This is a genomic window from Clostridium sp. CTA-19, from assembly GCF_054767855.1.
The window spans coordinates 87416-101529 of the sequence record NZ_BAAABH010000008.1 but is presented as its reverse complement, the minus strand read 5'-3'; the positions used below and the strand labels follow the sequence as shown (position 1 = coordinate 101529).

Genomic DNA, 14114 nt, shown 5'->3' with positions numbered 1-14114 from the left:
TATATCAAACATCAGGTTAAAAGTTTATAATAAATTTTGAAAAATATTTATTATAAATTTCTTTCGTAAGCTTCTACCATTTTTTTAACCATTTGGCCACCAATTGAGCCGGCTTCTCTAGAAGTTAAGTCTCCATTATAACCGTTTTTTAGGTTAACTCCAACTTCTTTAGCAGCCTCCATTTTGAAATTGTTTAATCCTTCTTTAGCTTCTGGAACTAATACTCTATTTCTGCTCATTTAAATTGCCTCCTTTAATATAAGTATATTTAAATACTTTAAATGGTTTTTAATATAAAATTTTGTAGCTTGTTTGATATTTGATAAAGTGTCAAAAGTTTTATTATAATGATTTTTCGTAAGATTCTACCATTTTTTTAACCATTTGACCACCAACAGAACCAGCTTCTTTAGAAGTTAAGTCTCCATTGTAACCATTTTTAAGATTAACTCCAACTTCTTTAGCAGCTTCCATTTTGAAATTATTTAATCCTTCTTTAGCTTCTGGAACTAATACTCTATTTTGGCTCATTATGAGCACCTCCTTATTAATGTATCTCTAATTTATATAATTATTAAATTAAAGACTAGATTTAATAAACCCTAGGTAAATTAGCCTACTACAGATTTCTTTCGTAAGTCTCTACCATTTTTTTAACCATTTGGCCACCAATTGAACCAGCTTCTCTAGAAGTTAGGTCTCCATTGTAACCATTTTTAAGATTAACTCCAACTTCTCTAGCAGCTTCCATTTTAAAGTTATTTAATCCTTCTTTAGCTTCTGGAACTAATACTCTGTTTCTACTCATAGTAGAGCACCTCCTAATCAAATTGAATAATTAAATAATTTTAGGTAGATAGTATAGAATTAGTATAATTAATTCTATTATCTTATAAATTTAATTATAAATTTTTTTCATAAGATTCTACCATTTTTTTAACCATTTGACCACCAACAGAACCAGCTTCTTTAGAAGTTAAGTCTCCATTGTAGCCATTTTTAAGATTAACTCCAACTTCTTTAGCAGCTTCCATTTTGAAGTTGTTTAATCCTTCTTTAGCTTCTGGAACTAATACTCTATTATATCCCATTGTTTTTCACCTCCTTTTGTTGTTTGTAGTCTTATTTTAACCGAATATAAAAGTTTTATTTTATTAGTTTAAAGGAAACTTCTGAATAAAATTCTTGTTTTGTAATATATTAGGTAATAAATTAACTATGAAAATTAAAAAAAATATTATATAATGTAGTTTTGAAAAATAATTTTAAATTATTGAGTTATAATGTTTAAATAAATAATATATAAAATAGTTTGAGGTTATTTTAAAATTATAAAAAATATATTATATATAATGTAGGATAATTTTTAAAAATATCATGCATTTAAAAATTATAGTTTTTAGGTATATTAAAGATTAAGATATGAATTAAAAAAATAATTAATAGAAAAGGTAGGAGGAAATATTTTGAGTAGTAAAAAAATAATTTTAACTGGTGGTGGAACTGCAGGTCACGTTACACCTAATATAGCTCTTATGCCAAAGTTAAAAGAATTAGGTTATGATATAGAGTACATAGGAACTAAAGATGGAATTGAAAGAAGACTTATTGAAGCAGAAAACATAAAATATCATATAATATCTAGTGGAAAACTAAGAAGATATTTTGATTTTAAAAATTTTTCGGATCCATTCAAGGTTATAAAGGGAATTTTTGATGCAAAAAAAATATTAAAGCAAGAAAAACCAAATGTAATTTTTTCAAAAGGTGGATTTGTATCAGTACCAGTTGTTTTAGCTGCAAAAATGAGAAAAATACCTGTTATAATTCATGAGGCTGATATGACACCAGGACTTGCAAATAAAATATCTATGCCATATTGTTCTAAAATTTGTGTTACATTTAAAGAAGCTTTAAATCATATAGAGAAATCTAAAGGTGTATTAACAGGACTTCCTATAAGAGAAGAAATTCTAAATGGAAGCAAAATAGAAGGGAAAAGAATATGTGGGTTTAAGGATGAAAAACCTATAATTTTAATTATCGGTGGAAGTTTAGGATCAAAATTTATAAATGATTCTATAAGAGAAAATTTAGATGAGTTATTAAAAGAATTCAATTTAGTACATGTATGTGGAAAAGGAAATATAGATAATACAATAAAAAAAGATGGATATGTTCAATTTGAATATGTAAAAGAAGAGTTGCCACATTTGATGAAAATCTCTTCATTAGTAATATCACGTGCTGGCGCTAATGTTATATTTGAAATTTTAGCACTAAAAAAACCAAATTTACTTATACCACTTTCAGCTAGAGCTAGTAGAGGTGATCAAATTTTAAATGCTAGATCTTTTGAAAAAGATGGGTATAGTATGGTTTTAGAAGAAGAAGAATTAAATTCAAAAATATTATTAGAAAAAATAAAAGAATTAAACAGTAATAAAGATAAATACATTGAAAATATGAATAAGAGTGAAGTTAAAAACAGTGTTGATAATATAATAGAATTAATAGAGAAATGTAGTATATAAAACTTAAAATACAAAATAAGATAGTACTTTATATTTTAAAGTACTATCTTATTTTGTATAAAGAAAATGCTATTTGGAAAATATATTTTTGAATAAAAAAGATATATGAATTAAAAGTTAATTTATTATAAAAATAAGTATAAAAGAGGGGTTAGTATGAAAATTAAATTTTGTGGAGCCGCTAAGTGTATAACCGGTTCATGTCATTTGTTAGAAGTGAGTGACACTAAAATATTATTAGATTGCGGTTTATTTCAAGGAAAAGATTTAAAAGAATTTAATAATGATGAGTTTATGTTCAACCCTAAAGAAATATCTGCGGTAATATTATCCCATGCTCATTTAGACCATAGTGGAAGAATTCCAAAACTATACGAGCAAGGATTTAAAGGTAATGTTATATGCACAAAGCCAACAGTAGAACTTTGTAAGGTATTATTATCAGATATAGAAAATTCATGTGATAAGGATGAAAAAAGTAAAAGTGAAATATATTTTGAAAAATTTATAGGATATGACTATGAAGAAAAAATTATTATCAACGAAGATGTATCGTTGATATTTAGAGATGCAGGACATGTTTTAGGTTCTGCTATATGCGAAATTATAATAAATGATGAAAATAATATAAAACTAGTGTATAGCGGGGATGTTGGAAATGATAATTTATTAATAGTTGATGATCCCCAAAAAATATATAGCAGTGATTATTTAATACTAGAAGGTACATATGGTGATAAAATTCACAATGTTAAAAGAGATGAATTTGATTTTTTAATGGAGATTATAAAGAAAACTATTTCTAAAAATGGGAATGTAATTATACCTGCATTTTCATTAGGAAGAACCCAAGAAATAATATATACTTTAAACAAATTTATAGAAACTGAAAAAGATTACAACATAGAGATATATGTGGATAGCCCTATGGCTACTAAGATTACTAAAATTTTTGAAAATAATAAAAAATATTTTGATAAGGAGGCAAAAAATTTTTTAAATGAAGGAGATAATCCTTTTCAGTTCAAAAATCTCCACTTCATAGAGGAATTAGAAGAATCAAAAAAACTAAAAAATAAGAAAGGTATAGTTATAATATCTTCTAGTGGTGATTGTGAAGGGGGAAGGATTGTACATCATATAAAAAATAATATAGAGGACGAAAATAGCTCTTTAGTTTTTGTTTGTGCTCAGGGTTATGACACAATCGGTGGGCATATTTTAGGTGGAAAAAGAAATATTTGTATATTAAAAGAAGAGTTAGAAATTAATTGTAATATATACAATTTGCAGGGGTTATCTGGCCATGCTGATAAAAATAGTTTGGAAAAATGGGTATGTAATTTTAAAACTAAACCTAAGAAAATATTTTTAGTTCATGGAAAGGAAACAGCACTTTGTGAATTGAAAGACAATTTAGAAAAAAAGAAGTTCGATGTATCCATACCTGCAATTGGGTGTATAGAAAATACAAATAGTTAAAAAAATAACAATGAAAATGGCCTTTAAGCACTTGAAATTTAAGTGGTATAGCATTATCATAGATTATGAAAGCTGTATAAAATGCTATTTTTAGTAAAAATATTATAAAAATTGAGTTGTTTCGAGGTATTATCCTAAATTTTTTTTTGATGACATGGATAATGATTATCAAATAATTACTATGTTATTATTTTAGACAATTAAAAAAAAAGATAGGTATTAACCAAATAGCGAAAAAAATTATTATAATAATAGATATTAAGAAAGAAGGTTTGGACAATGAGACAAATGAAAACTATGGATGGAAATACTGCTGCTGCTCACGTAGCTTATGCTTACACTGATGTAGCTGCTATATATCCAATAACACCATCATCACCAATGGCAGAGCACTGCGATGAGTGGGCTGCGCAAGGTAGAAAAAATATTTTTGGGCAAACTGTAAAAATGATGGAAATGCAATCTGAGGCAGGTGCAGCAGGTGCGGTTCACGGATCATTACAAGGAGGAGCATTAACAACTACATTTACAGCTTCTCAAGGATTACTACTTATGGTTCCTAACATGTATAAAATAGCAGGGGAATTATTACCAGGAGTATTCCATGTAACTGCTAGAGCATTAGCAGCACAAGCATTATCAATATTTGGAGATCACCAAGACGTAATGGCTGCAAGACAAACAGGATTTGCTTTACTTGCAAACAATAGCGTTCAAGAAGTTATGGATTTAGCTCCAGTTGCTCACTTAGTAGCAATTGAAGGAAGAGTTCCATTCTTAAATTTCTTTGATGGATTTAGAACTTCACATGAAATTCAAAAAATAGAAGCTTGGGATTATGAAACATTAGAAAAATTTGTAGATAAAGATGCTGTAGAAGCATTTAGAAATAGAGGATTAAATCCAAATAATCCAGTAACAAGAGGTACAGCTCAAAACCCTGATGTGTACTTCCAAACTAGAGAAGCTTCAAACAAATTCTATCAAGCTGTTCCAGAATTAGTTGAAAAATATATGGAAAAAGTAAATAAAGAAATAGGAACAGATTATCATGTATTTAATTACTATGGTGCACAAGATGCTGATAGAGTAATAGTTGCAATGGGTTCAGTTTGTGATGTTGTAGAAGAAACAATAGATTATCTAGCAACTCAAGGCGAAAAAGTTGGATTATTAAAAGTACGTTTATTTAGACCATTCTCATTAGATCATTTCTTTAAACATATACCAAAAACTGTTAAAAAAGTAGCAGTTCTTGACAGAACTAAAGAACCAGGATCAGCTGGAGAACCACTATATCAAGATATAAGAAATGCATATTATGATTGTGAAAATAAACCAGTTATAATAGGTGGAAGATATGGATTAGGTTCAAAAGATACTACTCCAGATCATATAGTAACTGTATTTGATCACTTAAAAAATAATGAACTAAAAAACGGTTTCACAATAGGAATAAATGATGATGTAACATTTACTTCATTAGAAGTATCAAGAAGTATACAAGTTGCAGATAAAGGAACTACAGCTTGTAAATTCTGGGGTCTTGGATCAGATGGTACAGTTGGAGCTAACAAAAGTGCTATAAAAATAATTGGAGACAATACAGATATGTATGCTCAAGCATACTTTGCATATGACTCTAAAAAATCTGGTGGTATAACAGTTTCTCACTTAAGATTTGGTAAGAAGCCAATTAAATCACCATACTTAATAAATGCTGCAGACTATGTTGGATGTCATAACCAATCATATGTTAATAAATATGATGTTCTAGCAGGAATAAAAGATAATGGAACATTCTTATTAAACTGCATCTGGAATCAAGAAGAATTAGAAAAACATTTACCAGCTTCAATGAAGAGATATATTGCAGCACATAACATAAACTTCTATACAATCAATGCTGTTAAAATAGCTCAAGATTTAGGTTTAGGTGGAAGAATAAACATGATAATGCAAGCTGCGTTCTTTGAATTATCAAAAATTATTCCAACTGAAGAAGCAGTTAAACACTTAAAAGATGCTGTTATTAAATCATATGGCAAAAAAGGTGAAAAAGTTGTAAAAATGAACCATGATGCTATAGATAAAGGAATTGAATCTATTGTTAAAGTAGAAGTTTCAGCTTCTTGGAAAGATGCTCAAGATGAAGCTCTTCCAATTCAAGAAAAACCTGATTTCGTTAAAAACATTGTAGATGTTATGAACAGACAAGAAGGAGATAATTTACCAGTTAGTGCCTTCGCAGGTATAGAAGATGGTACATTTGAACCAGGAACAGCTGCATATGAGAAAAGAGCAATAGGAATCAATATTCCAGAATGGATACCAGAAAATTGTATTCAATGTAACCAATGTGCTTATGTATGTCCACATGCGACTATAAGACCATATGTTGCTAAAGAAGAAGCATTTGAAGGTGCTCCAGAAAATATGAAAATTGTAGATGCTAAAGGCGGAAAAGCATTTGAAGGATTAAAATTTGCAATGACAGTAGCACTTGAAGATTGTACTGGATGTGGAAACTGTGCTCAAGTTTGTCCAGCAAAAGAAAAAGCTTTAGTTATGAAACCTTTCGCAACTCAAGAAAAAGAAAAAGAAGTTTGGGATTTTGCAGTTAAAAACTTACCAGCAAAAGCTGAAAATCCAATGGGAGTAAACAGTGTTAAAGGTAGCCAATTTGAAACTCCACTTCTAGAGTTCAGTGGTGCTTGTGCAGGATGTGGAGAAACTCCATATGCAAAACTTATAACACAATTATTTGGAGATAGAATGATGATAGCTAATGCTACTGGATGTTCATCAATCTGGGGAGGAAGTGCACCTTCAACTCCATACACAACTAACCATAAAGGTCAAGGTCCAGCTTGGGCAAACTCATTATTCGAAGATAACGCTGAGTTTGGATTAGGTATGTTCTTAGGAGCTAACCAATTAAGAGATAAACTTGTTTTAGCAGTTAAAGAAGCTGTTGAAGCTAATATCTGTGAAGAATTAAAAGGTTTATTAAAAGAATGGTTAGAAAATGCAAATGATGCAGAAGCTACAAAAGCTTTAGCAGTTAAAATATTACCACTATTAGAAAATGAAAAATCAAATGAAGCTTTAGCTGAAGTTTATAATAAAAAAGATTTCTTCGTTAAAAGATCACAATGGATCTTCGGTGGAGACGGTTGGGCATACGACATCGGATACGGTGGAGTAGACCATGTATTAGCAAGCGGAGAAAATGTAAATGTATTTGTATTTGATACAGAAGTTTACTCAAATACAGGAGGTCAATCTTCTAAATCTACTCCAACTGCTGCTATAGCTAAATTTGCAGCTGCAGGTAAGAGAACTAAGAAAAAAGATTTAGGAATGATGGCTATGAGTTATGGATATGTTTATGTAGCTCAAGTAGCTATGGGAGCTGATCAAAATCAAACTCTTAAAGCTATAAGAGAAGCAGAAGCATATGATGGTCCATCATTAATAATTGGTTATGCACCATGTATAAACCATGGAATCAAAAAAGGTATGGGATCTACTCAATTAGAATCTAAATTAGCTGTTCAATCTGGATATTGGGCATTATATAGATATAACCCAGTATTAAAAGAAGAAGGTAAAAACCCATTCAGCTTAGATTCTAAAGAACCAACATTATCATTTAAAGATTATCTAATGGGAGAAGTTAGATATGCTTCATTAGCAAAAGCATTCCCAGAAGATGCTGAAGCATTATTTGCTAAAACAGAGCAAGATGCTAAAGAAAGAAGAGAAAATTATAAAAGACTTGCAGAACAACAAATCTAATATAATTTAAATAAAAAAGGATTACTCAAAGTTTGAGTAATCCTTTTTCATTTATATAGAATTCAAATCTAAAGAAACTATAGAGGTTAAATATAGAATTTATATATTCTTAGTGTAAATAAAGTAATATTTGTTATGAAAATTATGTATATTTTATAATATATATATTTTTATTAAAAAAGCTTTTAAAAAAGTTAAATTAAGGGTACAATTAGAATATAACCATATAGGAGGTGTTAAATATGAATGATAATAAAGATTGCGGATGCGGCTGTGGATGCGATAACAAAGAGAATGAAGTAAAACACGAAGGCTGTGGATGTGGCGGACATAGTAATGAAAACGAAGGTTGCGGATGTGGACATAACCATGAAAATGAAGGTTGTGGATGCGGATGTGAAGATCACGAAGTTTTAACAGTTGCATTAGAGGATGAAGAAGGAAACACTATAATATGTGAGATAGTAGATGGATTCGTTTTTAATGAAAATGAATTTGCATTAGTTCAAAATCCAAATGATGGTTCAGTATATTTATTTAAAGTTGTTGGAGACGATGAAGTTGGGGAATTAGTAGTTCCAGATGATGAAGAGTACGATGCAGCTAAAAAATATTACGAAAAATCAATTACAGAACAAAATTAATTAAAAAAGTAAAAAGTCGTTATCAAAACGACTTTTTTATTTTATAATAATATAAAGGAAAATAATAATTATATAGTACTTATTAACTTTTATAGTATTTATAGATAGATTATTTTGAAAATTCGTTTTAAAAATATTTAGCAAAAAAATTATATTAATAAAATATTGTTTGTCAGGAGAAAGATATGGAGAAATTAGCTATTTTTGATATTGATTATACTATAACGAAAAGAGAAACACTTTTAGAACTTTATATGTTTATGATAAAGAAAAATCCTAAATTTATAACATATGCACCAAGGAATATAATATCCACATTATTATTTGCGTTAAGATTAAAGGATGCAGGAAAATCAAAAGAAACGTTTATAAGATTCATAGATGGAATTAAAGAAGATGAAATGCAGGAGATTGTTAAAGATTTTTATGAGAAAAGACTTTGTAATATACTTTATCAAGATGCTATTGATATGATGAAAAAATTAAAAAAAGAGGGATGTAAAATTTATTTAATATCCGCTTCAGCTGAATTTTATATAAATGAATTTTATAAAATAAAAGAAGTAGATAAAGTTATAGGTACTAAATTTAAAGTGGAAAATAGCATTCATAGACCAATAATAGATGGTGTAAATTGCAAAGGTGAAGAAAAGGTTAAAAGGTTAATGGAGGAAATAGAAAAAGAAGGTATAGAGGTAGATTTTAAAAACTCATATATGTTTTCTGATTCATTATCAGACTTACCTTTATTGAATTTAGTTGGAAATGGCTATTTAATAAATTACAAAAGGAAACATGATAAGTTGCAAATACTAAAATGGAAGTAGGGAGTGTTACAGTAATGGTTAAAATTTCTAATGAATATATTCTATATAATGGAGATATAAAAAATACAGATGAATTTGAAGTAATAAAACCAGTATCATCAAAGCAAATTTATGAAGTTATAAGAATTATAAATAAGAAGCCTTTATTTTTAAAAGAGCATATAGAAAGGTTAATAAATTCTGTGAAAATTACAGATAGCAATTGTGTCGTAACTACGGAAATTATAAAAGATGAAATAGAAAAATTAGTAAAAGTAAATAATGTAACAGAAGGAAATGTTAAAATTATATTAGATAATAGCGATAGATATATGTTTTTTATACCACATAGCTATCCTTCACAAGATTTGTATATTAATGGTGTAAAAACAATATTATATTTTGGAGAAAGAGAAAATCCTAACGCAAAAGTAATAAATGACACATTTAGAGAAAGAGTTAATAGAAAAATAGACGAAAGCAATTCTTATGAAGCCATATTAGTAGATAGAAATGGATACATTACAGAAGGTAGTAGGTCTAACATATTTATGGTTATAGATGGGAAAATTGTAACATCGCCAGGAAGTAAGGTGTTACCAGGCATAACAAGAATGAAAATAATTCAGTGTTGTAACGAATTAGGTCTTGAAATAGAAGAGAAGGAATTATGTTATAAACAGTTAGATAAAATAGAGGGGGCGTTTATATCAGGTACATCTCCAAAGGTATTGCCAATAAAAAGTATAGATGAGTTAAAAATAAATTCACAAAAGAATAAAATAATAAATGATATAAAAAATAAGTTTGATGAATTAATAAAAAAAGATATAAGTTAGTAATTTTTTAGGGGAATATATAAAGTAATAGAGGATTTTGACGATAATTTAGGCATATGAAAAAAAATAATAGATTAGAATTATAAAGTATATTTAATCTATTATTTAGTTGAATATGACTAAATTAGAAAAGTTATAAACTTTAATAGAATTATTATAGTCTGAAAAATCGTTTAAAATCCTCTAGGTTAACTTTAATTTGGGGGGATTTATGGTGGAAGTAAAAACAAATGGGTTAGGTGTTATAAAGGTAGAAAATAATAAAATTTTTGTTCTAAATCCTGAAGAAGGAAAATTACCGGCTAGAATTTTACCATCACCAGAAGTAGAAATAAAAATTGATAGCAAAATTATTACAGAACCTGTAGAAGTTTTTCAAGAAAATGTAGTGGAATTTACTATTAAAAATCAAGAAAAACCAAAAAGGCATCTAAATATAGAGATATCAGAAGATAAAATAGAAGCAAAAGTTACAATAAAAGAAGAAAAATGTAATCTATATAAAATTAAGGATTCTCAAATTTCACCAATACTACGACCAACAATAGAGGTAATAGGAGAATTGACAGCACCTAGATATACTGAATCAGAATTGACTATGGAACTTAATAAATTAGGGATAATTTATGGATTAGATAATGAAGCTATAAAATATTGTTGTGAAAACGATATTATAGAAAGCATTAGTATAGCAATAGGGAAAGAGCCAATTAAACCTATAGATGATGAAATCAAAGCATATTTTAATGTAATGGATGAAAAGAAGTTAGTTGAAGATGATAATGGAAGAGTTGATTTTAAATCTATAGGAGAAGTGGAAACTGTAGAATCCGGTGATTTAATTGGTGAGTTGAAGATAGGTAAAAATGGGAAGATAGGTTTTAATGTTTATGGACAAGTAATTAAACCACCAAAAAGAAAAATTAAAACCATAAAAAATGGAAAAGGTGTGAATATTGTTGGAAATAGAGCATATGCCACAATAAGCGGGAAACCTTACCTCAGAAGCAACACATTTTCTGTTGAAGAGGTTTTTAATGTTGATGGTGATGTAGATATATCAAAAGGTAATATAAGGTTTATAGGTGATGTTATAGTTCATGGCAATGTTAAAGATGATATGAAGGTTGAAAGTGGAAATAGTATAATTATTCATGGCAACGTTTTAAGAGGAGCGTTAAATGCAGAAGGAGATATAGAAGTAAAAGGTAATATTATATCATCAAATATATTAGGTGGAAATATTGGTGCAGACTACTCTAAATATATAGAGCAGGTGGAAAAAATTCATGAAAAAATATTCAACCTTTGCGAAAATCTTTATAAAATAAATAGTAGCAATAATTTAGCTAATCAAATCAAAGAAAAAGATTTAATAAATGCAATTATTGATGCCAGATTTAAAAACTTTAATATGGATATTTATAATTTAATTAATTCAATGAAAAGTCAAAAGGATATACAGTGTGATTTATATAAATTTGTTTCCGTAAAAATGTGTAATTGTTATTTTGATAACTTTAAAACTATAAATGAAGTAATTTATATGGAGAAATTATTAAAAGAAAAAATAGAAGAATTAAGTAGCAAAATATATAAAAGGTGTGATATGTATATAACTTATGCGCAAGATTGTAATATTGGTGTCACAGGAAATATTTATATTGATGGAAAAGGAATATATAAATCTAATGTTAGTTCTTTAGATAGCATATATTTTATAAATGATAAAAGTACAATTAGAGGCGGAGTTATAAGTGCTGAAAATGAAATAAAAGCTAAAATAGTAGGAACACCTAATGGTGTTATGAATGTATTGAAAGTTAAAGATAAAGGACATATATATGTAGCTATGGCTTATTATAACACTAAGTTTATAATTGGGAATAAAAAATATGTATTAGAAGAACCAAGTAAAGATATTCACGTTTATTTAGATAAAGATGATGAAATATGTGTTGAAAAATTAAAGTTATAGAGGGTGAAAAAATGAATGAAGAAATAAAGATGCTAATTTTCTCAATAGGGGATCAATTTTATGCCGAGAATATTATGGATGTAGAGAGAATTTTAATTTATGAAGAACCTACAGAATTACCAGATGCACCGAATTTTTTAAAAGGCATTATAAATTATGAAGGAAGCATACTTCCAGTAATATCACTTTCGGATAAATTTAATAAACATGGTGAAAAAATTAAAGATGAGCTAAAAATAATAGTAGTAAGGGATGCCGAACGAAAAATAGGAATAATAGTTGATTCAGTATCGGAAGTAAAACCTATTAGTGTTAATAATATTGAAGTTGCTCCAGATATAGCATCTGATATATCAAAAAGATATATTCAAGGTTTAATAAAAGAAAAAGATAGGATAATAATATTTTTATCTCTTTCCAATATATTATCAGATGAAGAAAAAGAACTTGTATATTAGGTGAAACTATGGAAAAAAAAGATATAAAAATTGGTATAGGAGACTTGAATATAGGAAAAAATCCAGATCGATTAATAACAATAGGTCTTGGATCATGTATAGGTATAGCACTTTTTGATAAATACTCTAAAATTGGTGGACTTGCCCATATAATGCTTCCAGATAGTACTAAGTTCACTAAAATTACTAATAAGCTTAAATTTGCAGACCTAGCTATACCTATATTGGTAGATAAGATGAAAAATGCAGGAGCAAATGAAAAGTTTTTAAAAGCAAAAATTGCAGGGGGAGCATCTATGTTTAGTTTTGCAGACAAAAATATGAACATGGATATCGGCGATAGAAACGCAAAAGCTGTTAAGGAAATGCTTAAAAAATATAAAATTCCAATTGAGTCAGAAGATGTAGGTGGAAATAAAGGAAGAACTATCACCTTAAATACAGAGAATGGAGTACTTCAAGTGAAAACAATAGGTTTAGGCATTAAGGATATTTAAAGTTTATTATTAGAGGTGATAGTTAATGGACAGGAAAATAAAGGTTATAGTAGTTGATGATTCCGCTCTTATGAGAAAAATAATATCTGATATGATAAATGAGCAAGAAGACATGGAGGTAGTTGCTATAGCTAGAAATGGTGAAGAACTTTTAAAAAAACTAGAAGTAATTACACCGGATGTAATTACTTTAGATATAGAAATGCCAATTTTAGATGGAATTTCTACATTAAAAGTGCTAAAAGAAAAGAAAATAGCTTCGAAAATAATAATGTTAAGTTCATTAACTAAAGATGGTGCTGAAATTACTATGGACTGTCTTGCTCTTGGAGCTTTTGATTTTGTATGTAAACCATCAGGAGCAATTTCATTAGATATAGATACTGTTAAGGATGATTTAATAAAAAAGATAAGAAATGAAAAAAGAACAATTAAATCTATATCAATAAGAAATAAGACAAATTTAAATTTTATGGAAAGACTTAGAAAAAAGGAAACTAACCATAAAGATATAAATGCAGTAGTAATAGGAGCATCTACAGGAGGTCCTAAAGCATTGTACAGTGTTATTACAGGACTACCTAAAAACTTAGGAGTTCCAATTTTTGTTGTTCAGCATATGCCGGTTGGTTTTACTAAAGCTTTTGCAGAAAGATTAGATAGGGGAAGTAATTTGAAAGTTGTTGAGGCTGAAGATAGAATGCGTATAGAAGAAAATGTTGTTTATGTTGCAAGAGCAGGATATCATATGGAGGTAGAAGGAAATTATATAAGACTTACAGATACTTCTCCAGTTTGTGGTGTTAAACCAGCTGTAGATAGACTCTTTATATCAGCATCAAAAGTTTATGGAAGTAAGTTATTAAGTGTTGTTTTAACGGGAATGGGTAAAGATGGAGCTAATGGAACAATAGAGGTTAAAAATAGAGGTGGTTATACTATGGCAGAAGATGAGTCAACTTGCATAATATATGGTATGCCTAAAGCTGCTTTTGAAACCAATAAAGTAGATGAGGTATTACCATTACATTATGTATCAAGCAGAATAACAAAAGTAGTTAGAGGAGTTGACTAA

Annotated in this window: 14 protein-coding genes; 10 read left to right on the top strand and 4 right to left on the bottom strand. The window is 28.3% G+C overall.

Translation table 11 applies throughout. The features are described from left to right. Positions 1-50: 50 nt before the first annotated feature. The 4 genes from ACYUE0_RS06550 to ACYUE0_RS06535 form a co-directional block, all read right to left on the bottom strand. A complete protein-coding gene (locus ACYUE0_RS06550; protein ID WP_010292479.1) occupies positions 51-239 on the bottom strand; it encodes an alpha/beta-type small acid-soluble spore protein in 189 nt (62 codons plus the stop codon). Between the two features lie 103 nt (positions 240-342). Further along, positions 343-531: an alpha/beta-type small acid-soluble spore protein gene (locus ACYUE0_RS06545; RefSeq protein ID WP_460269923.1), complete on the bottom strand. Its 189-nt coding sequence runs from the start codon at positions 529-531 to the stop codon at positions 343-345. 88 nt (positions 532-619) lie between these two features. Further along, complete coding sequence (locus ACYUE0_RS06540; RefSeq protein ID WP_460269922.1) at positions 620-808, bottom strand: alpha/beta-type small acid-soluble spore protein; 189 nt, start codon at positions 806-808, stop codon at positions 620-622. Between the two features lie 94 nt (positions 809-902). Next, positions 903-1091 carry an alpha/beta-type small acid-soluble spore protein gene (locus ACYUE0_RS06535; RefSeq protein WP_010292473.1) on the bottom strand — a complete coding sequence of 63 codons (189 nt, stop codon included), beginning with the start codon at positions 1089-1091 and terminating at the stop codon, positions 903-905. A gap of 375 nt (positions 1092-1466) precedes the next feature. Here ACYUE0_RS06535 and ACYUE0_RS06530 point away from each other — a divergent pair, with 375 nt between their 5' ends. The 10 genes from ACYUE0_RS06530 to ACYUE0_RS06485 all read left to right on the top strand — a co-directional run bounded on the left by ACYUE0_RS06530 (position 1467) and on the right by ACYUE0_RS06485 (position 14114). Further along, a complete protein-coding gene (locus ACYUE0_RS06530) occupies positions 1467-2534 on the top strand; it encodes an undecaprenyldiphospho-muramoylpentapeptide beta-N-acetylglucosaminyltransferase (protein WP_460269921.1) in 1068 nt (355 codons plus the stop codon). 156 nt (positions 2535-2690) lie between these two features. After that, positions 2691-4016, top strand: a complete 1326-nt coding sequence (locus ACYUE0_RS06525; protein ID WP_460269920.1) for an MBL fold metallo-hydrolase RNA specificity domain-containing protein — start codon at positions 2691-2693, stop codon at positions 4014-4016. A gap of 279 nt (positions 4017-4295) precedes the next feature. Further along, the gene (gene nifJ / locus ACYUE0_RS06520; protein ID WP_460269919.1) at positions 4296-7817 is read left to right on the top strand and encodes a pyruvate:ferredoxin (flavodoxin) oxidoreductase; all 3522 of its coding nucleotides are present in this window, start codon (positions 4296-4298) and stop codon (positions 7815-7817) included. Between the two features lie 242 nt (positions 7818-8059). Beyond that, a complete protein-coding gene (locus tag ACYUE0_RS06515) occupies positions 8060-8461 on the top strand; it encodes a DUF1292 domain-containing protein (RefSeq protein ID WP_460269918.1) in 402 nt (133 codons plus the stop codon). Positions 8462-8646: 185 nt separating this feature from the next. After that, positions 8647-9288: an HAD-IB family hydrolase gene (locus tag ACYUE0_RS06510; RefSeq protein WP_061994928.1), complete on the top strand. Its 642-nt coding sequence runs from the start codon at positions 8647-8649 to the stop codon at positions 9286-9288. 14 nt (positions 9289-9302) lie between these two features. Then, positions 9303-10106 carry an aminotransferase class IV gene (locus tag ACYUE0_RS06505; RefSeq protein ID WP_460269916.1) on the top strand — a complete coding sequence of 268 codons (804 nt, stop codon included), beginning with the start codon at positions 9303-9305 and terminating at the stop codon, positions 10104-10106. Positions 10107-10317: 211 nt separating this feature from the next. Next, positions 10318-12084 (top strand): FapA family protein, encoded by a 1767-nt coding sequence (locus tag ACYUE0_RS06500; protein WP_061994926.1) that lies wholly within the window; start codon positions 10318-10320, stop codon positions 12082-12084. Between the two features lie 11 nt (positions 12085-12095). Next, the gene (locus tag ACYUE0_RS06495) at positions 12096-12542 is read left to right on the top strand and encodes a chemotaxis protein CheW (RefSeq protein WP_061994925.1); all 447 of its coding nucleotides are present in this window, start codon (positions 12096-12098) and stop codon (positions 12540-12542) included. Between the two features lie 8 nt (positions 12543-12550). Next, a complete protein-coding gene (locus ACYUE0_RS06490; RefSeq protein ID WP_061994924.1) occupies positions 12551-13039 on the top strand; it encodes a chemotaxis protein CheD in 489 nt (162 codons plus the stop codon). 25 nt (positions 13040-13064) lie between these two features. After that, entirely contained in the window at positions 13065-14114 is a 1050-nt protein-coding gene (locus ACYUE0_RS06485; RefSeq protein ID WP_460269915.1) for a protein-glutamate methylesterase/protein-glutamine glutaminase, read from the top strand.

Coding starts and splice junctions, on each gene's coding strand:
- ACYUE0_RS06550 (WP_010292479.1), bottom strand. CDS start 239: ATGAGCAGAAATAGAGTATTAGTTCCAGAAGCTAAAGAAGGATTAAAC.
- ACYUE0_RS06545 (WP_460269923.1), bottom strand. CDS start 531: ATGAGCCAAAATAGAGTATTAGTTCCAGAAGCTAAAGAAGGATTAAAT.
- ACYUE0_RS06540 (WP_460269922.1), bottom strand. CDS start 808: ATGAGTAGAAACAGAGTATTAGTTCCAGAAGCTAAAGAAGGATTAAAT.
- ACYUE0_RS06535 (WP_010292473.1), bottom strand. CDS start 1,091: ATGGGATATAATAGAGTATTAGTTCCAGAAGCTAAAGAAGGATTAAAC.
- ACYUE0_RS06525 (WP_460269920.1), top strand. CDS start 2,691: ATGAAAATTAAATTTTGTGGAGCCGCTAAGTGTATAACCGGTTCATGT.
- nifJ (WP_460269919.1), top strand. CDS start 4,296: ATGAGACAAATGAAAACTATGGATGGAAATACTGCTGCTGCTCACGTA.
- ACYUE0_RS06515 (WP_460269918.1), top strand. CDS start 8,060: ATGAATGATAATAAAGATTGCGGATGCGGCTGTGGATGCGATAACAAA.
- ACYUE0_RS06510 (WP_061994928.1), top strand. CDS start 8,647: ATGGAGAAATTAGCTATTTTTGATATTGATTATACTATAACGAAAAGA.
- ACYUE0_RS06505 (WP_460269916.1), top strand. CDS start 9,303: ATGGTTAAAATTTCTAATGAATATATTCTATATAATGGAGATATAAAA.
- ACYUE0_RS06500 (WP_061994926.1), top strand. CDS start 10,318: ATGGTGGAAGTAAAAACAAATGGGTTAGGTGTTATAAAGGTAGAAAAT.
- ACYUE0_RS06495 (WP_061994925.1), top strand. CDS start 12,096: ATGAATGAAGAAATAAAGATGCTAATTTTCTCAATAGGGGATCAATTT.
- ACYUE0_RS06490 (WP_061994924.1), top strand. CDS start 12,551: ATGGAAAAAAAAGATATAAAAATTGGTATAGGAGACTTGAATATAGGA.
- ACYUE0_RS06485 (WP_460269915.1), top strand. CDS start 13,065: ATGGACAGGAAAATAAAGGTTATAGTAGTTGATGATTCCGCTCTTATG.